The 22,443-nt window shown below is 70.8% G+C and carries 20 protein-coding genes and 1 pseudogene; 9 read left to right on the forward strand and 12 right to left on the reverse strand.

Annotated elements, in window-relative coordinates; all coding sequences use genetic code 11:
• Positions 1-9: 9 nt before the first annotated feature.
• Positions 10-1,083, reverse strand: coding sequence for a hypothetical protein (locus tag CS0771_RS27110; protein WP_212843636.1), 1,074 nt, complete (start codon positions 1,081-1,083; stop codon positions 10-12).
• A gap of 127 nt (positions 1,084-1,210) precedes the next feature.
• A complete protein-coding gene (locus CS0771_RS27115; RefSeq protein ID WP_371821484.1) occupies positions 1,211-1,447 on the reverse strand; it encodes a hypothetical protein in 237 nt (78 codons plus the stop codon).
• 93 nt (positions 1,448-1,540) lie between these two features.
• On the opposite strand from CS0771_RS27115, the gene CS0771_RS27120 reads away from it, so the two are divergent.
• On the forward strand, positions 1,541-2,353 hold the full coding sequence (locus CS0771_RS27120; protein ID WP_212843637.1) for an alpha/beta fold hydrolase: 813 nt from the start codon (positions 1,541-1,543) through the stop codon (positions 2,351-2,353).
• Between the two features lie 72 nt (positions 2,354-2,425).
• Positions 2,426-2,596: pseudogene (locus CS0771_RS39755) on the forward strand (IS5/IS1182 family transposase); the annotation flags it as partial.
• Here CS0771_RS39755 and CS0771_RS27130 read toward each other — a convergent pair.
• The 3 genes from CS0771_RS27130 to CS0771_RS27140 all read right to left on the reverse strand — a co-directional run bounded on the left by CS0771_RS27130 (position 2,593) and on the right by CS0771_RS27140 (position 4,173).
• Entirely contained in the window at positions 2,593-2,937 is a 345-nt protein-coding gene (locus tag CS0771_RS27130; RefSeq protein WP_203757130.1) for a hypothetical protein, read from the reverse strand. The pseudogene CS0771_RS39755 and the gene CS0771_RS27130 sit on opposite strands and share 4 nt — an antisense overlap.
• A gap of 157 nt (positions 2,938-3,094) precedes the next feature.
• Complete coding sequence (locus tag CS0771_RS27135; protein WP_212843638.1) at positions 3,095-3,349, reverse strand: hypothetical protein; 255 nt, start codon at positions 3,347-3,349, stop codon at positions 3,095-3,097.
• Positions 3,350-3,597: 248 nt separating this feature from the next.
• Positions 3,598-4,173 (reverse strand): hypothetical protein, encoded by a 576-nt coding sequence (locus CS0771_RS27140; RefSeq protein ID WP_212843639.1) that lies wholly within the window; start codon positions 4,171-4,173, stop codon positions 3,598-3,600.
• 24 nt (positions 4,174-4,197) lie between these two features.
• Here CS0771_RS27140 and CS0771_RS39315 point away from each other — a divergent pair, with 24 nt between their 5' ends.
• On the forward strand, positions 4,198-4,323 hold the full coding sequence (locus CS0771_RS39315) for a hypothetical protein (protein ID WP_256442843.1): 126 nt from the start codon (positions 4,198-4,200) through the stop codon (positions 4,321-4,323).
• A 38-nt stretch (positions 4,324-4,361) separates the two neighbouring features.
• On the opposite strand, the gene CS0771_RS27145 is transcribed toward CS0771_RS39315, so the two are convergent.
• From CS0771_RS27145 to CS0771_RS27160, 4 genes are all read right to left on the reverse strand, one after another.
• Complete coding sequence (locus CS0771_RS27145; protein WP_212843640.1) at positions 4,362-5,093, reverse strand: hypothetical protein; 732 nt, start codon at positions 5,091-5,093, stop codon at positions 4,362-4,364.
• Between the two features lie 566 nt (positions 5,094-5,659).
• Complete coding sequence (locus CS0771_RS27150) at positions 5,660-6,109, reverse strand: hypothetical protein (RefSeq protein WP_212843641.1); 450 nt, start codon at positions 6,107-6,109, stop codon at positions 5,660-5,662.
• Between the two features lie 359 nt (positions 6,110-6,468).
• A complete protein-coding gene (locus tag CS0771_RS27155; RefSeq protein WP_212843642.1) occupies positions 6,469-7,263 on the reverse strand; it encodes an SGNH/GDSL hydrolase family protein in 795 nt (264 codons plus the stop codon).
• A 228-nt stretch (positions 7,264-7,491) separates the two neighbouring features.
• Positions 7,492-8,511, reverse strand: a complete 1,020-nt coding sequence (locus tag CS0771_RS27160) for a LacI family DNA-binding transcriptional regulator (RefSeq protein WP_244871054.1) — start codon at positions 8,509-8,511, stop codon at positions 7,492-7,494.
• A gap of 150 nt (positions 8,512-8,661) precedes the next feature.
• On the opposite strand from CS0771_RS27160, the gene CS0771_RS27165 reads away from it, so the two are divergent.
• From CS0771_RS27165 to CS0771_RS27180, 4 genes are read left to right on the forward strand one after another with little or no spacing between them, the layout of a single operon-like run.
• Entirely contained in the window at positions 8,662-10,686 is a 2,025-nt protein-coding gene (locus CS0771_RS27165) for a beta-galactosidase (protein WP_212843644.1), read from the forward strand.
• A complete protein-coding gene (locus CS0771_RS27170; RefSeq protein WP_212843645.1) occupies positions 10,683-11,618 on the forward strand; it encodes a carbohydrate ABC transporter permease in 936 nt (311 codons plus the stop codon). The genes CS0771_RS27165 and CS0771_RS27170 overlap by 4 nt, the downstream gene beginning before the upstream one ends.
• Positions 11,615-12,496 carry a carbohydrate ABC transporter permease gene (locus CS0771_RS27175; protein ID WP_371821488.1) on the forward strand — a complete coding sequence of 294 codons (882 nt, stop codon included), beginning with the start codon at positions 11,615-11,617 and terminating at the stop codon, positions 12,494-12,496. Before CS0771_RS27170 ends, CS0771_RS27175 begins: the two co-directional genes overlap by 4 nt.
• A gap of 44 nt (positions 12,497-12,540) precedes the next feature.
• Positions 12,541-13,866 (forward strand): ABC transporter substrate-binding protein, encoded by a 1,326-nt coding sequence (locus CS0771_RS27180; protein ID WP_212843646.1) that lies wholly within the window; start codon positions 12,541-12,543, stop codon positions 13,864-13,866.
• A gap of 187 nt (positions 13,867-14,053) precedes the next feature.
• On the opposite strand, the gene CS0771_RS27185 is transcribed toward CS0771_RS27180, so the two are convergent.
• From CS0771_RS27185 to CS0771_RS27195, 3 genes are all read right to left on the reverse strand, one after another.
• Positions 14,054-14,698: a TetR/AcrR family transcriptional regulator gene (locus CS0771_RS27185; protein ID WP_212843647.1), complete on the reverse strand. Its 645-nt coding sequence runs from the start codon at positions 14,696-14,698 to the stop codon at positions 14,054-14,056.
• Between the two features lie 127 nt (positions 14,699-14,825).
• Positions 14,826-17,876 carry a glycoside hydrolase family 2 TIM barrel-domain containing protein gene (locus CS0771_RS27190; protein ID WP_212843648.1) on the reverse strand — a complete coding sequence of 1,017 codons (3,051 nt, stop codon included), beginning with the start codon at positions 17,874-17,876 and terminating at the stop codon, positions 14,826-14,828.
• Positions 17,873-19,228, reverse strand: coding sequence for a glycoside-pentoside-hexuronide (GPH):cation symporter (locus CS0771_RS27195; protein ID WP_212843649.1), 1,356 nt, complete (start codon positions 19,226-19,228; stop codon positions 17,873-17,875). The genes CS0771_RS27190 and CS0771_RS27195 overlap by 4 nt, the downstream gene beginning before the upstream one ends.
• 225 nt (positions 19,229-19,453) lie before the next feature.
• On the opposite strand from CS0771_RS27195, the gene CS0771_RS27200 reads away from it, so the two are divergent.
• Positions 19,454-20,266, forward strand: a complete 813-nt coding sequence (locus CS0771_RS27200; protein ID WP_212843650.1) for an ALF repeat-containing protein — start codon at positions 19,454-19,456, stop codon at positions 20,264-20,266.
• A 404-nt stretch (positions 20,267-20,670) separates the two neighbouring features.
• Positions 20,671-22,425 (forward strand): condensation domain-containing protein, encoded by a 1,755-nt coding sequence (locus tag CS0771_RS27205; RefSeq protein ID WP_212843651.1) that lies wholly within the window; start codon positions 20,671-20,673, stop codon positions 22,423-22,425.
• The last annotated feature ends 18 nt before the right edge of the window (positions 22,426-22,443 follow it).

The raw sequence follows: 22,443 nt of genomic DNA on the forward strand, positions 1-22,443 counted from the left end.
GGAGCAGCTCTAGTGGATGAGGGCCAGGAGTGCCGCGACAAGCTCCTTGGCGATCGTGATGAGTCCGATCACGAGGCCGACCGCCAGCGAGGCGGTCTGTAGCCGGTCAGCCGCGCGCGGGGCAGGCTCGGCCGCCGGCGCTGGGGAAGCGGCTGTCGCCGGTGAAGGTTTGCCGGCAGCGACGCTCGGCACCGCCGACATGGTCACCGGCCCCGCAGTCGGGTAGGCCCGCGTCGGTTCTGCGGGCGCACGAGACGGTGACTCCGGCGTCGCGAGGTGCGACGATGGCTCGTGAGGCTGCTCGGGCATCGGCGCGGCAGACGGGACGACGGTCTCGGGTCCGGCCGCCCGGCCGGTACTCGGCTCCGTCCTCCGCAGGCCGCCTATCACGTTCGGCCGCGAGCCGGCCGCCCCCAGGGCCAGCGACGCGACTGCTCCGATGATCGTCGCGCCGATCACCGCAGCATGATGACTACCGGATGCGTACACCGGATACGAGTCGAAGCCCGCGTATACGGTGACGGCCGCTCCGACGACGCCCGCGACGGCCGTCACTGCGCGCCGTTCGCCACTCGTCCGCCCAGTGGTGGCGGCGCCCACGCCGGCCGCAAGAGCCACCGCGCCGAGGGCCGTCACGAACACCCGGAGCACCGACTTCTCGTCACTGCCGAGATACGGCAGGACCGTAAGCGCCAAGCAGACCAGGGCGAGCAGACCCAGGGTGCCGCTGAGGCTCGCCAGACGGAAGCCGTACGCGAACAGCAGGACGCCGGCGCCCACCGCCGAGATGAGCACCGCAGTCAGCGACACCGGGGCAACCCAGGAACTCGGTAGCCACCACCACAGCTCATGGTGCGTGACGACTACGGCAAGACCTGCGACGAACAGGACGCCGCCGGTCACCCGGACCACGATCTCCCCGCCGGCGCTGGCCGCCACCAGCAGACCGGCGGCCAGCGCCAGCAACGCGAGCGCCGCGACCACCCCGGCGTCACCACCGCTCTGGTCGATCCGCCAGCCGATCAACAGGCCGACCACAGCGAGCAGGACGGAACCCAGCCCGATCCACCCCCGGCTGACCATGGCCGCCTCCAGACACAAAGGTGAGCATTCTCGTGAGAGCCAGTCTGTCGACCTCCCTACTGCCGGACAAGACACCGTTCGGCGGGCGGCGATGTCGTTGTCGAGCCAGGCGGGCATGCCTAGTCGGTCAGCGATTGGGCAGCAGGTCCTCGACGAGTGCTTGGACGCGGTCGCGGATCTCGGCGCGGATCGGGCGCACGGCGTCGATGCCCTGGCCTGCTGCGTCGTAGAGCTTCCAGTCCTCGTGGCGCCGGCCGGGGAAGTACGGGCGGACGTCGCCGCAGCCCATCGTGATCACCACTGACGACGCTTCGGGGTCTGGCCGGTGAGTCGACGCCGACCACGGCTGCAGGCCGTACAGCATCAAGTGTGGGTCAGCCGCCGCGCCGTCACCGCGCGCCGGTCAGACCACCGCGCGCCGCCGGACCCGCCCCGAGCGCGGCTATCATCGGCGGCTGTGACGATCGAGACCGGCACGTTCCTCGGCCGCATCCCCTACGCCCGGATCGGCCACGGCGACCAGCCGATCCTCGTGCTCGCCGGCGGCCAGGCGTTCATGCAGCGGCCCACCCCGCAGCGCATCGCGCGCGACGCCGGCCGGGTCGCCTCGGTCCTGCCGCCCGACCGCAGCTTCATCCTGCTCGGCTACGACCCAGCGCCCACCGAGGACCACAGCCTGGCGACGATCGTCACCGACGTAGCCGCGATCATCTCTGAGCTCGGGGCACCGGTGCAGCTTGTCGGCGTCTCGTACGGCGGCATCATCGCCCTGCAGGTAGCCGCCGACCACCCGGGCCTGGTCTCGGAGCTGGTACTGCTGGCCAGCGCACACCGGTTCTCACAGGAAGGGTCACAGCTCATGCGCCGCCAGCTCGACCTTGCGGCTCGCGGGGACTTCGCCTCGCTTGGAGAGGAGTTCGTCGGCATGTTCCGTCGCCCGTGGCTGAACTGGCTGCTACGCCTTCGGCTTCGCACCCGCCGCGGTCGCGCCGCGGAAGGCATGAACGACCCCCAGGTCATCGTGCGCGGCCTGCGCGCCGTCCTCGACTCACCTGTCGACGAGGCGTCGCTGTCCCGTATCTCGGCACCGACACTGATCATCAGCGGCACGAACGACCAGGTGTTCGGCCGGATGCCGGAGCGCACGGCCACCCTCGTGCCGCACGCGTCGCTCGCGATGTTCCCCGGCGAGACACACATGGTCCCGATCGAGCGCAGGCGGGCGGTCGCGAGGCACACCCGCGCGATGTTGACGCCCAGGAGCCGGTAGGCGAACGGCCGACCCGTCCCAGGTGCGGCAAGAGAGGCAGCCATTGACGGCTGGTGGAGGTCGAGCTCGGCGTTCGACCCTGCCGTCTACCGGCAGCGCCACGCCGTCGAGTGCGGCATCAACCGGCTCAAACGCAACCGGGCCGTGGCCACGCGGTTCGACAAGCTCGCCGTCCGCTACTTGGCCACGATCCACATCACCGCCATCAACGAGTGGCTGCACGCACTTCGGCACACTGTCTAGCTGCCGGCAAGGCGGGCGTTGATCGCCATGATCGCTTCATCCCGCGCAGAGGCATCCTGCGACCACACCGGCGTGGCCCGACTCGAAGTAACCATCAGAACCACTGCGCTGCCGCGCTTCAGGGCGATGCGCAGCCGTGGCGGCTTGTCGGCATGGACGGCGACACTCTCGATGTCCGCCAGTGCAAACCGCCGGATGCGTCCCAGTCCGATCAATGGCGTGAACGTGAGGTCCTGCTCGGTCAGCGCCAGTGTGCCGCCCAGCATCGCGAGCCGCCCAGCAAAGGACGTACCCGACGAGAAGGGCAGGCTCGCAACCCACTCATTATCACTGTTAGTCAAGGTCGAATCCTCGCGCGTTCGGCGACATGTTGATCACTATTGTGCATCTTCGGACCCACATCCCGCGCCCCGAGAAGGAGCGGTCGTTCAAGATTGAAGCCGCAGCCCACGAAGCCGCTACCTGGCACCAACCCGAATCACCGCCATCAGCGAGTGGCTACACGAACTTCGAGACACCGCCTAGCCCGGGGTTCTCCTTGCCCAGGAAGTGCTCGTCGAGCGGGCCGTACCGGTAGAAGGCGGGGATGAGGCCGCCGTAGGCGCCACCTGCGGGATGCATTCCAGCGTCGAGCTCGAAGCGGTCGATCAGGTCGAGTAGCGACCGGCCGTCGATGGTGGGCACGATGTCGTGGACGCGCCGGCCGGGAAGCCATCGGACAGTGAACGCGATGACGCGCAGGCCGGTGCTCACCACTGTTCCGAGTTCGGGTGGTGCTCGGTGACCGCAGTCGGATCGAGAGCACCCGGCGTCGTCCGGGACGGTGCTGGGGTGCGGTCGTCGTGGACGGCGGGCTCGTCCGGGAACGGAATCTCGCTCACGTCGGCAGTCACCACCGCCCCGCAGGTGCCGCAGAAAACACCGTCATGGCGTGAAGGATGCCGGGCGGGGATCGGACGGCTGATCCTCATGGAGGTGAGTTCGGTATACAGGCATGCGGTTCAGACCAGGTCCCGCCAGAATTCGACGGTCGCCTGCGGCTCCCACGGTTCCTCGCCGGGACCCTGGCGGCCGAACTCACGATCGATGTAATCGGCCAGGTTCAAGCCGTAGTAGATGATGTCGGTCTGCCACATGGACAGCACAGGGTGACCGGACATGCCCCGCCCGGCGGGCAGGTAGCGGTGCCCGTAGACCGGCACCATCGGCGGCACCTGGGCGAGCATTCGCGCCGCGGCCGCCACGGCCTCGACCGTGTCCGGTGGGCGAGGGTCCCAGCTTTCGTACCAGAAGCTGTTGTGCTCGACGTCGAGCAGGACGCCCTCGATGGGCCAGTTCAGCGCCGCGCGCAGCTGGTCACGGTCGGCGCGACGCCAGTCCGGCCAAGGCTCAGCATGCGCGTAGAAGACTCCGGGCTCTCGCGGCTCGGGCCGGGTGTTCACCGGAAGCCCTGCGGCCAGGAAGGCTCTGTGGTCGTCGGCGAACCGGAACCCGAACTCCTGCTCGATCTCGTCGAACTCCGCATCGGTCAGACCCGGGTCGATCGCGCACACCGATCGCAGTCGCAGACGACGCATGGCCTCCCGACCGAGCCGCTCGCTGTGGTCTTCGACCTGGTCAACCGTTGCCGTCACGAGGCGGGACTCTACCTCGCTCCTTATCGCGGCTCGATCCGGTTTCGCATGCGGCGGCTCGCGACCGTTCGCATCGGCGGCGAAATCGTGTGAACTGGGCGTCCTGTCACCCCGATGATCGGCCCCGTGAGCTATGACGTGGCGCAGTTGCCCGACGGGAGGGAGGGCGTCACGGCATCAGCCAGTGGACGACCTGCCTGTGCCGCTTCTCGGCTCGTCAAGCGGTTGCCGTAGTCACGCCCCCGGCTTGTCTCCCGCAGACCGGTGTTGACCAGCATCGCCACTCCGACGGCGATGGCCGCCACCCCCGTGCCGACGGTCGTCACCCCGACCAGCACCTCACCACCCACCAGCAGCGCCGCCCCGAAGGCGATTGCCGCCGCCCCCATGCCTGTGGTCGCCATCCCGGCCAGCACATCACTGTCCACCACCCATGCCACCCCGATGCCGGCAGTCGTCACCCCAACCCCGATGGTCGCCACCCCGATCAGCACATCGCCGTCTGCCACCCACACCATCCCCAGGACGATGCCCGCCACCCCAACCCCGATGACCATTGCTCCGCAAAGGGCGCCGATCACCGCGCTGGCGCTGGTCAAGATCAGGGTCGCGGCGACGGTCGCGGCGACGGCCAGCAGCGTCGCGTACAAGGCGACGGTGCGGGAGTCGGCTGCGGCGGCGGTGATCGTGGCGGCCAGCGCGACGGCGGCCAGGGTGCGGGCGGCGTAGACCACCCGGCGTTGCCTCGGCTCGTGGGCGGCCGGGTCCCGCAGCCACAGGACGGTGAAGACCAGCGCCACGACTGCGGCGACGACAGTCAGGACCCGAATGCCGCTGATGTCGCTGGCGATGCTGAGCGCCAATCCGGCAGTCGCGCCGCTGAGACCGGACGCGATCCGGACCCGCCAGTCGGTACGCGGTCGTATCGGTGCCGTTGTAAGAGGTCCAGGCTGCCCCATCCGCACAGGATGTCGATGCGCCGCCACCCCAATCAATACACCTGGTGTCGGGAATCTGTGTCCGGAAACCCGCCTGGCCCGCCGACCGGACGGGTACGAGCACTTCGCCTTGTAGACGGTGCGCCGTCAAGCCGGCCTTGACGGCGCATCTGCTCTTCAGAAATCACTCGTGCGTGGTCGAGTGGAGTGCTCTCCTCGGCAGGGCACGCTTCAGACCGTCCCGAGGTTCTCGGTCGGTCATCTTCGCCAGGGTCAGCATCGCCCAGCGGGCCGCCACCACCAGCGCCGACCTGATCGACCTGACCCTCGCCGAAGCCAGACACCTGATCGACACCGTCCTGCCCACTGCCGCGAGCCTGGCGGTCGTGCTCGCCTGGTCGCATTGGCGACGTCAACACCAAGCGGGCGCCAAGCGACGCCATTACAGGCGACGCGGCGAATCCGTTACCAGCGGATAGCCGACACGCCGCCTACACGGATGGAAGGTCGGCGTGACTCGCTGGTCCAGGCTGAGCGGCGGCGACCGCCTCCGTGGCGTGCAGGCGGTCCAGGACGGCGTCGATCAGGGCCCAACCGTCGAACTCGGCGCGGCCAGGAGCACCGGCCTGCCAGCCGCGGCTGAGCGCCTCGTCGAGCAGCGCGCGCACCACGCCCGGCCGGTTGAGGTTCAGGTACTCGTCACCGCGTATCACCGCGCCAGCGTGCAGAATGCCGTCAGACACCAGACGTCCCGGGCCGCTCGCGAAGACAACGTCCAGGCGGCCGGGCGCGCCGTCGCGCCGTATCGTGACGTGCTCAGCGCAGTCGTGGTAACGCGGTTTGCCGTCGACGCCGTGATCAGCATGGTGGCTGTGGGAACCAGCCCAGCGGTACGTCGTCTGACCGACGACCAGTGCCCGTGCGCCCTTGCGATGTCCCACCCGGGCAGCGTACCCACGCAACCGGAGCAGCGCCTGCCCTCCTGCCGAGACTCGATGGCGCGCCCCAATCGAATCCACGAAGGTGTCCAGCGTCGCACGCAAACAAACGCCCCACAGCAGCCGAAGTGCCCGATAGTTCCGCTGACGGACAGGGCGCTGGCAGATCTGCCCGGTCAGAAGCGTTCTCTGCGACGATCGTCGCCGTGCCGGCCGGGCTGCCATACGACCCGGTCAGACCGCAGGCCGGTCCCAGGCGAGGTCGCCGTCCGGGGATGGGTCCGCGTCGGTTGCCCGGTAGTACCGCTCGGCAGGGGGCGTCTGGTCCGCGTCCGCGGACCAGACGCCCCCTCCCCGCCGCCCTATCCGGTGACGCTGTTCAGCGCGGGGAGGTAACCGGAGGAGTGACCGCTGGAGTTCGGGTGGTACGACTCGGTGACGGGCAGAGTGGTCCCGTTTATCCACGGTGTCGCACCGCAGACGCCGTGCCCGGCGAACCGGCCCCGCACGTCGACATAGGTGAACCCGGCGACGCCTGCGCGAGCCGAGATGACTGCGGACATGGTGTCGGAGCCGCCGTTGAGCAGCTGGCGCTTGTACTCGCCGATGCTGCCGAACCCGCAGCTGCCCAGCTCGAACAGGCGCGGGTAGCCGAGCACGACCACCCGGGCGCCGGGTGCGCGGCTGCGGATCGCACGGTAGGTCTCGTCGAGCCGACCGGGCAGGGTGTTGTTCATGTAGGACTTCGCGTTGCTGACCGCGGTGGCGCAGTCGGCGTCGCTCTGCAGCCGACAGTTGGTGATGACGTCGGCGAAGCCCGCGTCGTTGCCGCCGACCGAGATGGTGACCAGGTCGGTGCCGGAGTCGAGCGCGCCGAGCTGCCCGCTGAGGACCTCGCGGGTGGTGGCGCCGGAGCAGGCCACGAACCGGAAGCTGGCGACAGCGTGGCCGTTGGCCCACAGCTGCGGGTAGGCACGCGGGCCGCGCTTGCAGCTGCCGCTGGCGCTGTCGTAGTTGTTGGTACCGACGCCGGAGGAGTACGAGTCGCCCAGCGCGGCGTAGTCGGTGCCGGCGGCCGACGCGGGCGTGGCGGGTGAGAGCGCGAGCATCGCGCCTGCGGCCAGACCGGCGAGGAGGGGACGGAGCCGGTGGTGCATTCAGGGCCTCCAATGTTGGGGGCCCGTTTGGTAACACGCTTGTTACCGGCCGGTACAGGTTGGATGCTCGCGTTTGCCGGATCGCGCACATCTGCACAGGACACTCTTGCGCCCGTGTTGCACTGCGAGAGAACATGTTCGGTTCCGCCATGTGTGCACGAGCACAGTTCGCGGATTCCACCACGCTTCAACGACTGTCGCGAAGCGGCCTGTCTGGACATCAGGCGGTCAGGCCGACTGCCGCCAGACGACCGGCGAGGGCAGCAACACGCTGTGCGGCACGTCCGCATCGCCGAGGATCTGGCGGTGCACGAGCTCGGCGGCGTTTCGGCCGAGCTCGCGGGCCGGCTGGTGGACGGTCGACAGCGGCGGCTGGGTGCGCGCCGCCCACGAGCTGTCGTCGAAGCCGACCACGCCGACGTCGCCCGGCACCTCGCGGCCCGCCTCCCGGAGAACCTGCATCGCCCCGGCCGCGACCGCGTCGGACGCGGCGAACACGCCGTCGACGGCGGGTTCGCGGCGCAACAGCTCCCGCATGCCGTTGACGCCGCTCGCGTAGTCGTAGTGCGGCACCTCGGCGACCAACTCGGGGGCGAACAGGTCGCCGAGCGCGTCGCGGAATCCGCTGAGGCGGTCGGCACCGGAGTCGCGGTTGAGCGCGGGGGCGATCATGCCGATGCGGCGGCGGCCGGTGGCCATCAGGCGCCGGGTGATCTCCCCAGCGGAGCCGGCGTTGTCGATGCCGACGAACGGTATGGCATTGGCCAGGTCGGGCGGGTGCCCGACGTACACCGCGGGCAGGCCGATCTGCCCGATGAGCTTGGTGATCGGGTCGTAGGCGCGCGCGGAGACGATGATCGCGCCGTCGACGAAGCCGCCGCTGAGGTAGCGGGCGACGCGCTCGGTGTCGCGGTCGGAGTCGATGACGAGGCTGACCATCTGGTATCCGGCCAGCGACAGCGCCGCGTTGGCGCCGAGCATGATGGCCCCGATGTTGGGGTCCTCCAGCAGCACGGTGTGCGGCTCCAGGGCGAGGAACCCGACGGCCTCGGACCGGCGGCGTTTGAGGTTGCGGGCCGCGGTGTTCGGGACGTAGCCGACCTCGGCGATGGCGGCCTCGATCGCGGCGCGGGCGTCGGGTGAGACATATCCGCCGTTGAGCACGCGGTTCACCGTGCCGCGGGACACCCCCGCGGCTGCGGCGATGTCCTTCACGGTGGATCGCCGGGGCGCACCGGAGCTGGTCACGCCGCCACTGTAAACGACGCTATTGACGCCACCCAGGGCCGTGGCTAGCGTGTGTGCTCGTTCACACATTCGCCGTCCAGGCGTCACCGCGGCCCGATGTGTGCACGAGCACACACGCTCTACCTGGGCAAACGCACAGAGGAAAGGTCCATGCCGAACCAGACACCAGGTCACGGTCACCCCGCGCTGCCGTCCCCCGGCATCACGCTGGGCTGCGACTACAACTTCGAGCAGTGGCCCGAGGCCGTCTGGCACGAGGACATGGCTTTGATGCGTGCCGCCGGCATCGACCTGGTCGCCGTCAACATCTTCGGCTGGTCCAGCATCGAGCCGCAGCCGGGCCGGTACGACTTCGCCGCCCTCGACAAGATCATGGAACTGCTGCACGCCAACGGCATCCGGGTCAACCTCGGCACCGGCACCGCCTCACCACCGCCCTGGCTCACCCACCGCCACCCCGAGGTCCTGCCCGTCGCGGCGGACGGCACGACCCGGTTCCCCGGCGGCAGGCAGGCCTGGTGCCCCAGCTCGCCGGTCTTCCGCGAGCACGCTCTCGCCCTGGTCGAGCAGGTCGCCAACCGCTACGGCGAGCACCCGGCGCTGGCGATGTGGCACGTGTCCAACGAACTCGGCTGCCACAACGCCCTGTGCTACGACGACACCAGCGCCCAGGCCTTCCGGGACTGGCTCACCCGCCGCTACGGCGACCTCGACAGCCTCAACCAGGCGTGGGGCACCGCGTTCTGGAGCCAGCGCTACGCCGCATGGGCCGAGATCCAGCCGCCTCGGCTCACGCTGTCCACCCGCAACCCCGCGCAGCTCGTCGACTTCCACCGGTTCAGCTCGGATGCGCTGCTGGAGTGCTACCTGGCCGAGGCGGACATCCTGCGCGGCCACTCCAGCGCGCCGGTCACCACGAACTTCATGGTCACCGCACACATCCGCAATCTCGACTACTGGAGGTGGGCACCGGCGATGGACGTCATCGCCAACGACCACTACCTCGACCATCGCCTGGGCGACCCCGCCGCCGAGCTGTCCTTCGCCGCCGACCTGACCCGCGGCCTGGCCGCCGGGCGGCCGTGGATGCTCATGGAACAGTCCACCGGCGCGGTCAACTGGCAGCCGTACAACCTGCCCAAGGCACCCGGCCAGATGCTGCGCAACTCCCTGACCCACGTCGCGCGCGGCGCCGACGCCCTGTGCTTCTTCCAGTGGCGCGCCTCCGCGCAGGGCGCCGAGAAGTTCCACTCCGCGATCGTGCCGCACGCCGGCACCCGAACCGCCGTATGGCGCGAGGTCCTCGAACTGTCCGCGGCCCTCGACCGGCTCGCCGAGGTCGCCGGCAGCACCGTCGAATCCGACACCGCGCTGCTGTTCGACTGGGAGTCCTGGTGGGCCACCGACACCGAGGCCCGGCCCTCGCAGGGGGTGCGCTACCTCGACCAGGTCCACGCCGCCCACCGCGCGCTGCGCGAGCTGGGCGTCACCACCGACGTCGTCTCCCCCGCCGCCGACCTCAGCCGGTACCGCGTCGTGGTCGTGCCCTGCCTGCACATGGTCCGTGACCGCGACGCGGCGGCGCTGGCCGGCTACGTCCGGGCCGGCGGCCACGCCGTGGTCACGTTCTACAGCGGCATCGTCGACGAGCACGACCGCATCCGGCTCGGCGGCTACCCCGGCGCGTTCCGCGACCTGCTCGGCGTCAGCGTCGAGGAGTTCGTGCCCCTACTGCCCGGCGACGAGACCATCCTCGACAGCGGCGCCCGCGCCACCACCTGGGCCGAGCTGCTGCACACCACCACCGCCGAGGCCGTCGACCGGTACGCCGACGGTCCCCTGCCCGGCGTGCCCGCGGTGACCCGCAACCACCACGGAGCAGGCCAGGCCTGGTACGTCGCCACCGCGCTGGACCCGGCGGACCTGCGCGACGTGCTGCGCCGCGCCATCCGCGACGCGGGCGTCACCGCGTCGGGACCCGAGAGCGACGGCACCGTCGAGGTCGTCCACCGGCAGGGACCGCAGCACCGATACACGTTCGTCGTCAACCACGGCGGCAAGGACATCGAACACCCCATCACCGGCCACGAACTGGTCACCGGCGAACCCGCCGGCCCCCTTTTGCGGGTGCCCGCCGGCACGGTGCGCGTGGTCAGACAGGAGCAGCCCGCATGACGCAGCTCGCCACCACCCCCGCACCCCGGCTTCAGCAGGCGCCCCCGGACCGGACCGGCCGGCGCCGCCGGCACCGCTACACCCGGGCGGTCGCCGTGTTCGTGGTCCCCTTCGGCGTCCTGTTCCTGCTGTTCTACCTCGTCCCGATCGGGTACGCGATCGTGCAGTCGCTGTACGTCGTCAAACGCACCGGCACCTACGGCCCCGCCCAGGAGGTGTTCGGCGGCCTGGCCCAATACCAGCTCGTCTTCACCGACGGCCCGTTCTGGACGTCGGTGGCCCGGATGCTCCTCTACGGCGTGATCCAGGTCCCGATCATGCTCGGGCTCGCCCTGGCACTGGCCCTGCTGCTCGACTCGGGACTGGTCACCGGGCGGCGCTTCTTCCGGCTGGCGTTCTTCGTCCCCTACGCCGTGCCCGGCGTCGTCGCCGCGATCATGTGGGGCTTCCTCTACTCCCCCAACCTGTCGCCCCTCAAGCCGATCACCAGCACCGTCGACCTGCTGTCGGCCGACACCGTGCTGTGGTCCATCGCCAACGTCGTCACCTGGGTCTACGTCGGCTACAACATGCTGATCATCTACTCGGCGCTGATGTCGATCCCCACCGAGATGTACGAGGCCGCCCGCCTCGACGGCGCCGGCCGGCTGCGCATCGCCTGGTCCATCAAGATCCCCCTGGTGATGCCCGCGATCGTGCTCACCACCGTCTTCTCGATCATCGGCACGCTGCAGCTGCTGTCCGAGCCGCAGGTGTTCCGCAGCTTCAGCTCCGCCGTGTCGAGCACCTACACCCCCAACATGACCGTCTTCTCGCTGTCGGCCGTCCCGAACTTCAACCTGGCCGCGGCCTTCTCCGTGGTGCTCGCCCTGACCACCTTCGTCCTCTCCTTCGCCTTCCTCAAGGCGACCCAGCGCAGGAGCCTGCCGTGACGACCCACCCGGCCACCCTCGCCGAAACGATCCGGCGCCGCGACCACAGCGCCCTGCCCCGCTCCGCGGCCATGCTGATCATGGGCGTCTGCACCGTCTACTTCCTGCTGCCGCTGTGGTGGCTGTTCGTCGGCGCCACCAAGAACCGCGAGCAGTTCACCGGGACCAGCCCGCTGTGGTTCGCCGACTTCCACCTGCTCGACAACATCCGCGAGCTGATCGCCTACCGCGACGGCGTGTTCCTGCAGTGGACGCTCAACAGCCTCGCCTACACCGGCGGCGCCGCGCTGCTGGGCACCCTGCTCGCCGCCATGTGCGGCTACGCGCTGGCCAAGTACCGCTTCCCCGGCCGTGAGCTGATCTTCAACGTGGTGCTCAGCGGCGTTCTCGTGCCCGCCACGGCGCTGGCGCTGCCGCTGTTCCTGATCTTCAGCCAGTTCCAGGCCACCAACACGTTCTGGGCGGTGTTCCTGCCCAGCCTCGTCAACCCGTTCGGGGTGTACCTGGCCCGCGTCTACGCCGCTGCCGGCGTGCCCGACGGGCTGCTGGAGGCCGCCCGGATCGACGGTGCCGGCGAGCTCCGCACGTTCTTCACGATCTCCGCCAGGCTCATGTCCCCGGCGCTCGTGACGATCTTCCTGTTCCACTTCGTCGCCGTCTGGAACAACTTCCTGCTCCCGCTGATCATGCTCAGCGACGAGCGGCTGTTCCCCCTCACGCTCGGCCTCTACTCCTGGAACACCCAGATCACCCAGGTCCCCGAGCTGCGCGGCATGGTCATCGTCGGCTCGATGATCTCCATCGCTCCGCTCGCCGTCGCCTTCCTGATGCTCCAGCGGTTCTGGCGCACCGGGATCAGCACGGGAGCGGTCAAGTAACACCCTCTCCCCCGCAACACGTCCCCCACTGAAAGGCAGCCCTGATGAGCGCAGTCCTGCGCACCATAGGCGTCCTGCTGACCTCAGCAGTAGCCGTCACCGCCTGCTCCACCCCCGACGCCGCCCCTGGCGGCAGCACCGCCTCGGCCTGCGCGCCCTCCGGCGGCGGTCCGGTCACGCTGACGTTCACCTCCTGGGTCCCCAACATCGAGCAGGTCGTGCAGGCCTGGAACGCCGAGAACCCCGACATCCAGGTCAAGGTGCAGACCGGCCCGAGCGGCAACGGCGGCACCTACCAGAACTTCTTCAACCAGCTCAAGGCCGGAAACGCCCCGGACCTGGGCCAGATCGAGTACGACGCGCTGCCCGGATTCCGGGTCCAGGACGGCTTGTTCGACCTCGGCGCGTGCGACATCGTCGCCGCGGCCAGGGACCAGTTCGTGCCGTGGACCTGGGACCAGGTCAGCCTCGGCGACTCGGCCGCCGCCTACGGCGTGCCGCAGGACACCGGCCCGATGGCGCTGTTCTACCGCGCCGACCTGTTCGACAAGGCCGGCATCGCCGTGCCGGCCACCTGGCAGGAGTACGCCGCCGCGGCGGAGAAGGTCAAGGCCGCGGGCGGATACATCACCAACTTCTCCCAGAGCGACATCAACCAGTTCGCCGGCCTGGCCTGGCAGGCGGGCGGGCACTGGTTCGGCAACGACGGGCAGAAGTGGACCGTCAGCCTGACCGACGACAAGACCACGAAGGTCGCGCAGTACTGGCAGGATCTGATCGACCGCAGACTCGTGTCCTCGGTGCCGCCGTGGACCGCCGAGTGGGACAACGCCTACAACACCGACCAGGCCTGGACCTGGGTCTCGGCGGTGTGGGGCGCGAACTCGATCGCCACCGGCGCGCCGAAGACCAAGGGCAAGTGGCGGGTCGCCCCGATGCCGCAGTGGAGCAGCGGCGAGGCCAGCGCGGGCAACTGGGGTGGGTCGTCCACGGCGGTGTTCAAGGGCTCCAAGCACCCGTACGAGGCCGCGAAGTTCGCACTGTGGCTGAACACCAGCGACGAGGCGCTCACCCTGCTCAACGAGAAGGCCAACCTGTACCCGGCCACCAAGGCCGGCGCGAACCTGCCGGCACTGGCCAATGGAGTGGCGTTCTACGGCGACCAGAAGATCTACGAGGTGTTCGCCAAGGCGTCGACGCAGGTCCCGCCCGGGTTCACGTGGGGGCCGAGCATGACGGCCACCTACGCCAACGCCTCCGACGGGTTCAAGGCGGCGGTGTCGGGCCAGGGCACCCTCGCCGACGCCCTCACCGATGCCCAGGCCTACACAGTGCAGACCCTGAAGAACCAGGCGATCCCGGTCGCCTGACGCGCGAGACCGTGCCCGCGGGCCGGACCTCTCGACGGTCCGGCCCGCGGGCACGTCCTGCTCGGCGGGCCGGCCCCGGGGAACCCGCCCCGCCGTGCCGCGCTTCACGGCGATGAGGGGGACGGCAGGTGCAGACCCCACCGCACCGTCGCCGAGGCACACCCCCGCAGCCTCGCGTGACCGCCACTCAGGTCCGCGCAGCCGGCGCCGCCAGGCCCCGACAGACCAGCTCCAGGTATGTCGTCAGCATGGCGCGCACCACGACGTCCTGTTCGGCGGCGATCGCCTGGCCACGGCCGTGGACACGCTGCGCGAGCCCGATAAGAGCGTTGGTGATGGTGGCCGCGGTCAGCTCGGCAGGCGCCACGGCCGCCAGGGAGCCGTCCGCGAAGCCCCGCCGCAGGATGTCCACCAGCGGTGCATGCAGCCGGCGGATGGCCGACGCGTAGGCGGCCGCCTCCGGCGACGCGTCGAGCACGCCGAGCGTGGTGGCGTCGAACACGCGGGTGAAGCCGATCTCGTCCGCGACTTCGTCGACCAGCTTCTCCACCCGCCGCAGGTATCCGGCGAGCAGCTCGGCGCCGCTGCCGGTCAGCCCGGCGCGGGCCTGCTCGGCGCGGGCGGCCCAGTGATCGAGGATGTCGGCCTCGATCGCCAGTGCCACATGATCTCGGCTCAGAAAGTAGCGGTAGAAGGTGCGCCGGGTGACCGCGGCCTGTTCGGTGATCTGCTCGACGGTCACCGCGTCTACTCCGTGCTGGAGGAACAGCGCACGGGCCGCGGCGAGCAGTTCGGCACGGCGCCGGGCACGCAGCCTGGCGTTCTCCGTCACGGTGTCCTCGGCGCGTTCACACCCGTCAGGATACGAGGTGGAACTGCGCCGAACCGCGAGCCGCAGCCGCGAGGCAGGACGGCAGCGGGTTGCCGCCGGGACGAGTCCCGCGAATACATTGAACAGGTCACTGCGAGTCCCATGCCACCGCCACGGTGAGGCGATACCGGCGGTGGGCCGGCAGGCGCGCGTGGTCACGCAGGGCGAGCTCGCCGGGCAGGTCGCCGCCCACGCCGCGTTGCGCGATGTCCAGCGACAGCGTCGGCGGGCCGGAGGTGGGCAGTTCGTCGGCGTGCTCGGCCGTGGCGAGCTGCTGCTGGGTGTAGGGCCGCACCGAGGCCTCGAAGGGCTCGCCCTCGACGCGGCCGAAGCCGACCGTGTGTCCCCCGCCGGTGAGACGCAGCCAGTCCAGGCCGGTGCGGTTGCCGTTCTCCTGCGGGCGGGCGTAGGAGTGCGGCAGGCCGGTCACCGGCGAGGACCAGCGGCCCAGCCGGGCGCCGAGGTTGCGGTCGCGGTAGGTCTCGTGCGGGCCGAGGCCGTAGTAGTCGACGTGGGTCAGCCCCGCGGCGAAGGTGCCGGTCCAGCCCGCGCGGATCAATGGCCTGCCGGGTACGAGGTCGAGCGTGAGCAGCACGTGCGGTCCGCTGGTGGCGGCGGTCAGGCTGCCGGTGACGCCGGGCACGGCCAGCCGCACGGTGACCGTGCTCGTGTCGCCGTGCGAGCCGGTGGTGGCGGCACGGCCACGCACCCGGTGGGTGGCGCGCCGCCAGCGGCGATCGCCGGACAACGCGGCCAGGGCGGGTGCGAAGTTGGCCAGCCCCCGGTCGTTGTCTGTCTCGGCGCGCCACAGGTTGAGCCGCAGTGGCTCGGTCAGCAGCTCGCTGTCGTCCCACCGCAGGGAGCTGACCGTTGCGGCGCGGGTGTCGATGGTCATGCCGCGGCGGCCGCGGGTCAGGGTGACCAGTCCCCTGCTCCGGCGCAGTTCCCAGGATCTGCCCGGGTCGGGGTCCGGCCGGTCCGGCAGCGGGGCGGCGACGCGTGGGCCGATCGGGAACTGCGCCCACGCCTGCTCGTCGCCGGCCCGCGCCCAGCCGGTCGCGGCGCGGTGAACCAGGCTGACGGTCAGCGTCGTGGCCCCTGTCGGCATGGCGGGGACGGCGATGCGGCGGGCCTCGCCGGCAGGCACGCGCACGTCGGAGTGCTCGCCGCCGCCCGCCCGGTCGCCGTGCCGGTCAGCGCGCCAGCGCAGCAGGTATCCCGACAGGTCGTCGAAGCTGTGCCGGTTGTGCAGCGTGACGGCTGCGCCGTCGTAGGTGAAGACGACGTGCTGGTAGACCCGGGTCACCTCAGCGAGCGCCGGGTGCGGGCTGCGGTCGGCGGCGACCAGGCCGTTGGCGCAGAAGTAGCGGTCGTGGGGGGTGTCGCCGAAGTCGCCGCCGTAGGCGCGCCGGATCCGCCCGTCGGGCAGGTCGACGTCGATCGTCTGGTCGACCCAGTCCCAGATGAACCCGCCTGCCCAGTTGGGGTAGCGGTGGAAGTTGTCCACGTGCTCGGCCAGGTTGCCGAGGCTGTTCTCCATCGCGTGCGCGTACTCGCAGGCCATGACCGGCCGGTCGGCGTACTGTGCGGCGCGGAAGGGCTTGTGGTCGGCGGCGACGGCGTTGAGGGCACGCTGGCGCAGGGTGATCGGCAGATCCCGGCCTTCGCCTGCGCGCTGTTCGAGGTCCGGGGTGGGGTACATCAGCGACAGCACGTCGCTGTTGCGCAGGTCGGTGTCGCCCTCGTAGTGGATCGGGCGGGTGCGGTCCAGGGCGAGCACGGTGCGCCGGGCCAGGTCGAAGGCGTCGCCGTCGCCGGCCTCGTTGCCCAGCGACCACATGACGACGCTGGGGTGGGAGCGGTTGCGCCGGACCATGCGCTCGATACGGTCCGCGACCGCCGGATGCCAGCGTGGGTCGTCGCCGGGGATGCCGCGGCGGCGAACCCCGTGCGACTCGATCTCGGCCTCGTCGACGACGTAGAGGCCGAGCTCGTCGCAGAGCCGGTAAACCTGGGCCGGGTTCGGATAGTGCGACATCCGCACCGCGTTGATGTTCGCCCGTTTCATCATGGCGAAGTCGGTGCGGCGCACGTCGTCGGGAACGTCCCAGATGCGGCGCGGGTGGAAGTCATGGCGGTTGACGCCGTGGAACACCACGGGGCGGCCGTTGACCCGCAGCTGCGCCCCGGCGATGTCGACGCGGCGGAACCCGACCGCACGGGTCGAGCGCCAGCTGGCGTCGCCGTGCACGACCTCGACCAGCAGGTCGTACAGGTGCGGGGACTCAGCGCTCCAGGGCGCGGCACCGGTGACGGCGAGCCGCATCGCGGTCACGGGACCGGCGAGGTCGGCTGTGGCCCGCGCGACGACGCCGCCGGTGCACCGGTCGGTGAGCACGGCCCGGCACCGCCCGGCACCCGCGGTGACGGCCAGGGCGACAAGGCCGTCGCCGGTGACCGCGTCGAAGTCGGCCTCCACCGCGACGTCCCAGGGGGCGTGGGCGGGCTCGGCGGTCAGGCGCACGCCGCGGGTGATGCCGCTGAACCACCACATGTCCTGGCCCTCCAGGAACGAACCGGTGCAGTAGCGGTGCACGAGGACGGCGACGAGATTGCGGCCCGGGCGCAGCAGCGCGGAGACGTCGAACTCGGCCGGGGTCATCGAGCCCTCGCTGTAGCCTGCGGGCACACCGTTGATCCACAGGTGCAGCGCCGACTTCACGGCGCCGAAGTGCAGGATCACCCGCCGCCCCGTCCAGTCCGGCGGCATGGTGAACCAGGTGCGGTGCGCGCCGGTGGGGGTGTCGCGCGGATGCACGGTGCCCCGGCGGCGGCCGCGTGTTCCCAGCGCGGGCGGGAAGCGGTATGCCAGGTAGTAGGGCGTGCCGTAGCCTTGCAGCTCCCATACCCCGGGCACCTGGACGCTGTCCCACGCGCCGTCGTCGAAGCCCGGCCGTTCGAATCCCTCCGGAGCCTGTGCGAGCCGGGGTGTCCAGTGGAAGCGCCAACCGCCGTCGAGGACGGCCGTCCAGCGGGAGGCGTCGGACCAGGTGGCTTCGGCGCGGGCGGGCAGTTTCCCGCGGCCGACGGTGGCCGGGTCTGCCACGTCCCGGTGCAGGATGTCGTGCCAGGCGCTCATGCCACGCCGTCCCGGCCGCGCAGCTCGGCGACGATGGCGGTGTGGCGCTGCTCGCTGAGCGGATAGCGGGCCAGCGGCGCGATGGCGAGCAGCCCGCCCAGGCCGGGAGCGAGGGTCATGAGCAGGTGCAGGCCGTCGAGGGTGGCGGTGGACTGTGCCTGGTTGGCGACGTAGCCGACGGCGGCGAGTACGCCCAGGGCGGCGCCGGCGCCCAGCCCGGAGGCGACCTTGGTCTTGAAGATGTTGAGCGAGAACACCAGGCCTTCGGTGCGGCGCCCGGTCTTCCACTGGCCGAATTCGACGGTGTCGGCGAGCATCGACAGCAGCGTGATGTTGGCCAGGCCGAAGCCGGCTCCGCCGAGCGCGGTCCAGGCCATGACCGGCGCGGCGGAAGCGTACCCGGTGAACCAGGCGAAGACGGAGGTCAGCGACGTCAGCGCGATGCCGGCCACCGCGGCTCGACGCTTGCCCAGGCGGCGCGCCGACAGGGGGCTGAGCAGTGAACCGACGATCGTCGCGACGGCGAACAGGCCGAGGAGCACGGGGACCAGACTGGCGGAGCCCAGGTTGTAGGTGGCGTAGTAGACCGGCACGATGCTGCGCACCGCGAACACGAGTTCGGTGATCAACAGCGCCGCCAAAACCAGCTGCAGGGGGCGGTTGGCGGCCAGCAGCCGAAGCATGGTGCGGAGGCCGTACGAGTCGGGGGTAGTGGGCCGCTCGCGCACGGCCGCTGCGGTGACCCAGGTCAGGGCCACCGCAGCGGTCCCGTAGAGTGCGGCGACCAGCAGCCAGCCGCGCTGGTCGTCGCCGCCGGCCAGCAGCGCCACGAGTGGCAGGGTCGCGATGTTGGCGCCGATGTAGCCGACGCTGGCGAGCGTGCGCGGCACCATGACGATGGCGGTGCGGTCGTGGGTGTCGGTGCTCAGCGCGGCCGACATCGACCAGTAGGGCACGTCCATGGCGGTGAAGGCGATGCCCCACAGCAGGTAGCTGGCGTAGGCGAAGGCGAGCCTGCCGTCCGGGCCGAGCTGCGGTGCGCTCATGCAGGCGATGGTGGCCGCGGCGAGCACCGGCGGCACGAAGATCAGGTAGGGCCGGAAGCGGCCCCACCGGGTGCGGGTGCGGTCGACGACCGCGCCCATCACCGGATCGAACAAGGCGTCGGCGGTGCGCACGACGAGGAACAGCACGGCGACCGCACCGGGGTCGAGGCCGTAGTGGTCGGTGTAGAAGACCCCGAGGTAGGTCGCGATGAACCCGTACACGATGTTGTTGCCCAGGCTGCCCCAGCCGTAGGCCACCTTGGTGCGCCAGCTGGTGTGGGTGACGGCGACGGTGCCGATCGACATGCGCGAGAAAATAACACAGCTGTGTCATTCTTGGAGTCCGCACGCCCCAGCGATCTCATCAGCCGGGTACCGCCGCCGGGCGGGAACGGACTTCGATGGCGTGGCGGCACGAGCGAGTCCGGGGGCGAGCTCCCGCGGATTTCGGCTCCGGGCAAGGAGGTTGCACGCTGCGACCGGCATGGTTTACCTTCGCTCGTTTTGTTTGATCACGGGGAGGCAAGAATCATGCGATGGAAAGCACTGGCCGGCATCGTCGCCGTCCTGGCGTGGCTGGTCCCGGCAGCACCGGCGGCCGCCGCCGATCCGGCAGAGATCGGCCTCGAAGCAGCGTGCCGGCTCGGCCAGCCGGTGACCTACCCTGACCTGCGGCCGCTGCTCGCCGTCGACGTCGACGCGTTGACCGACACCGAGGTCCGGGTCACGGTGAACCAGGTCCTCGCCGCGAGCAAGGACCGGTATGTCGGCGTCACGCAGCGGGCGCAGGAGGCGCTGGACGGCACGCAGGACATCCGCGAGTTCCTCGAGTCCCGGGCGCTGGTCGTGTGGAACACCGACCTGCGGGTCCTGACCAGCCAGGTCATGTCGGCCGGCGGTGCCCACGTCAAGGCGGCCGCCAACAAGGTGCTCGACGACGGCGGAATCGACGCCACGCTCGGTTTCGTCAACGACGGCCAGCACGAAGCACGCGCGCTGGACTATCGCGACCTCGTCACCGAGGCCAAGCGCACCGGCGGACCCGAGGTGGTCAAGGCCGCGACGGCCGCGCTGGACGGCACGTTCGAGGACCTGCGCGTCTTCCTGTGCAGCGGCTGGCGCGAGGCGTACGACAAGGACCAGGCGGCCGCTTCACCGTCGCCTTCGGCTTCGGCGACCCCCTCGGCGTCGGCGGCACCGTCCTCGTCGCCCGCGCAGTCGGCGCCGCCCGGCCCTCAGCTGCCCACCACCGGCACGAACACGATGACCCTGGTGCTCGTGGCCGGAGCCCTGATCGCCCTGGGCGCGGCCGGTATCGCGATCGCCCGCCGCGTCCGGGCCTAGCCGGCACGTCGTGGGGGGGCCGGTTCCCCGTCCCCCACGATCCACGTGCATGACCGGCATGCGTTTGCGGCTTGCGGGTGACGACCGTCGGTGGCTTCACGATCGCCCGGCCTTGGGACGCCCGTTGCGCGGCGTGCCTTCGGCGCACTAAAGTCGATCTCGGTGAATGTATCGGCCGGCCGCGCGCGGCCGGAACAGGTGCGTGGTGCCTCTGAACATGTGTGCACCCGCAGGCCAGGCTTCGCCGGCCACACCGCATTCGGGGAATGCAGCACCCACGGGGAGACAGACGTGCGCAGCAAGCTCATCACATCGGTGTTCTGCCAGCCGGTACCCGATCCTGCCACGCCGTCGCCGGCAGATCCCGGCGCTGCCGGGTTCCCCCGGCGGACGGCGGTCGAGCCGTGAGCCGCTCGGTGCTCGGAGTGCGCCGCCAAGTGCCGGTGGCGTTCCACGGCACGGGCGCCGGCGACGGCGAGCTGGCCTGGGGGCAGCGCGCCATCTGGCAGGCCATGCACTGGCTGGGCGACGGCAATCACTTCTTCAATCTCGCCCGGACGATCACGGTGCCGGCCGGGCGGGGCATGGCCGAGGTCTGTGCGGCGCTGCGCCAGGTCGTGGAGCGAACCGAGGGCTTGCGCACCCGCTTCCCCGGCTATCCCGACGACCCACGCCAGCAACTGCACCCGGAGGGCACGCTCGACCTGGTGGTCCACGAGGTGGCGCAGGCCGCCGACGTCGACTCGGCCGCCGAGGAGCTGGCTCGCCGGCTGCGCGGGCAGGTGTTCCGGCACGAGCAGGAGTGGCCGCTGCGGGTCGGTGTGGTGTGCCGTCAGGACGTCCCGGCGCGGCTGGTCCTGGTCATCTCGCACCTGTGCGTCGACGGGGCCGCGCTGCGGCAGCTCTGCGGTGACATCGCCGCCGCACTGGCGGCGGGCGGATTGGGCGGTGCCGACCAGGCCGAGCCTGACGGCAGCGCCACCGGCCCGCTCGCGCTGGCCCAGGCTGAGTCCGATCCCGCGGGGCAGGCCAGGAGCACCGCGGCGATGCGGCACTGGCGATCGGCGCTGACCGCCACCTCGCATTCGATCTTCGACTTTCCCACCGTCACGCCGGACGACCCGCGCTTCGCCGGCCTGACCCTGGAGTCGGCGGCGCTGGCGGTCGCCGCCGAGCACATCGCCGGCAGACTCCGCGTCACCAGTTCGTCGGTGCTGCTCACCGCCATCGCCGCGCTGCTCGGCCACTACACGGCGCACGATCAGGTGACGCTGCAGATCATCGCGGCCAACCGGCAGCCCGAGCTGCGCGCGACGGTCGCGCCGCTGGCCCAGAACGGAATGTTCACCACCTCGGTCGCGGGGTCGCCGTTCGACGCCGCGGTCCGGAAGGTGTTGCGCAGTTCGCTGGACTGCTTCCGCCACTCGGCGTACGACCCGCGCGACCTGGCCGCCCTGCTGGAGCAGGTCCGCGTGCAGCGGGGCGCGCACCCGGACCGGGAGGCGTTCTTCAACGACGCCCGGCCCGACGGCCGGTGGAGCGCGCTGCCGCAGCTCGACCCGACGCCGGAGAACCTGTCACGGCTGCGCGAGGACACCCGGCTGGCGGTGACCGACCGCTATGAGCGGCTCGGCATCAAGTCGTTCTGGGCGGTGCATCCCATGGCCGACCGGGCGGTGCTGCACCTTCAGGTGGACACCGCGTACGTGCCGGTGGCCACCGCCCTCCTGCTCATGCGCGGGGTGGAGGAGATCGTGGTGCGCGCCGTGCACGAGCCCCTGATCCTCGCCGACCTCGAGGGCCTGACCGGTGTCCGGCCGGTGCGACGGGAAGAGGGCTGGTCGCGCACCGCAGCCGGCTGGGCGCACGTGCCCTCGGTGGCCGCGCTCGTCGCCGGCTGTCCCCGGCTGGCGGCCTCGGCCGTGTTCGCCGACGGAGGCGAGGCCGGACCTCTGGTCGCCTACGCGGTGCTGGCCGAGCCCGGCCTCACCGTCGAGGACCTGCATGCCGAGCTGTGCGCGGCCGTCGGCGAGCGGACCGACGCCGTGACTCCCGGCCACTACGTGCTCTGCGACTCGGCGCCACCGCCCGGCTCGCCACTGGGCGACTGGCAGCGGCAACCGGTGCTGGCCGCGGGCAGCGGCCGTCCGCCACAGTAGAGGCGGACGGCCGCCGGC

The sequence above is a fragment of the Catellatospora sp. IY07-71 genome (assembly GCF_018326265.1).
GTDB lineage: Bacteria > Actinomycetota > Actinomycetes > Mycobacteriales > Micromonosporaceae > Catellatospora.

Coding starts and splice junctions, on each gene's coding strand:
- CS0771_RS27155 (WP_212843642.1), bottom strand. CDS start 7,263: ATGCACCACCGGCTCCGTCCCCTCCTCGCCGGTCTGGCCGCAGGCGCG.
- CS0771_RS27180 (WP_212843646.1), top strand. CDS start 12,541: ATGAGCGCAGTCCTGCGCACCATAGGCGTCCTGCTGACCTCAGCAGTA.
- CS0771_RS27200 (WP_212843650.1), top strand. CDS start 19,454: ATGCGATGGAAAGCACTGGCCGGCATCGTCGCCGTCCTGGCGTGGCTG.
- CS0771_RS27170 (WP_212843645.1), top strand. CDS start 10,683: ATGACGCAGCTCGCCACCACCCCCGCACCCCGGCTTCAGCAGGCGCCC.
- CS0771_RS27195 (WP_212843649.1), bottom strand. CDS start 19,228: ATGTCGATCGGCACCGTCGCCGTCACCCACACCAGCTGGCGCACCAAG.
- CS0771_RS27140 (WP_212843639.1), bottom strand. CDS start 4,173: ATGCGTCGTCTGCGACTGCGATCGGTGTGCGCGATCGACCCGGGTCTG.
- CS0771_RS27165 (WP_212843644.1), top strand. CDS start 8,662: ATGCCGAACCAGACACCAGGTCACGGTCACCCCGCGCTGCCGTCCCCC.
- CS0771_RS27115 (WP_371821484.1), bottom strand. CDS start 1,447: ATGCTGTACGGCCTGCAGCCGTGGTCGGCGTCGACTCACCGGCCAGAC.
- CS0771_RS27190 (WP_212843648.1), bottom strand. CDS start 17,876: ATGAGCGCCTGGCACGACATCCTGCACCGGGACGTGGCAGACCCGGCC.
- CS0771_RS27110 (WP_212843636.1), bottom strand. CDS start 1,083: ATGGTCAGCCGGGGGTGGATCGGGCTGGGTTCCGTCCTGCTCGCTGTG.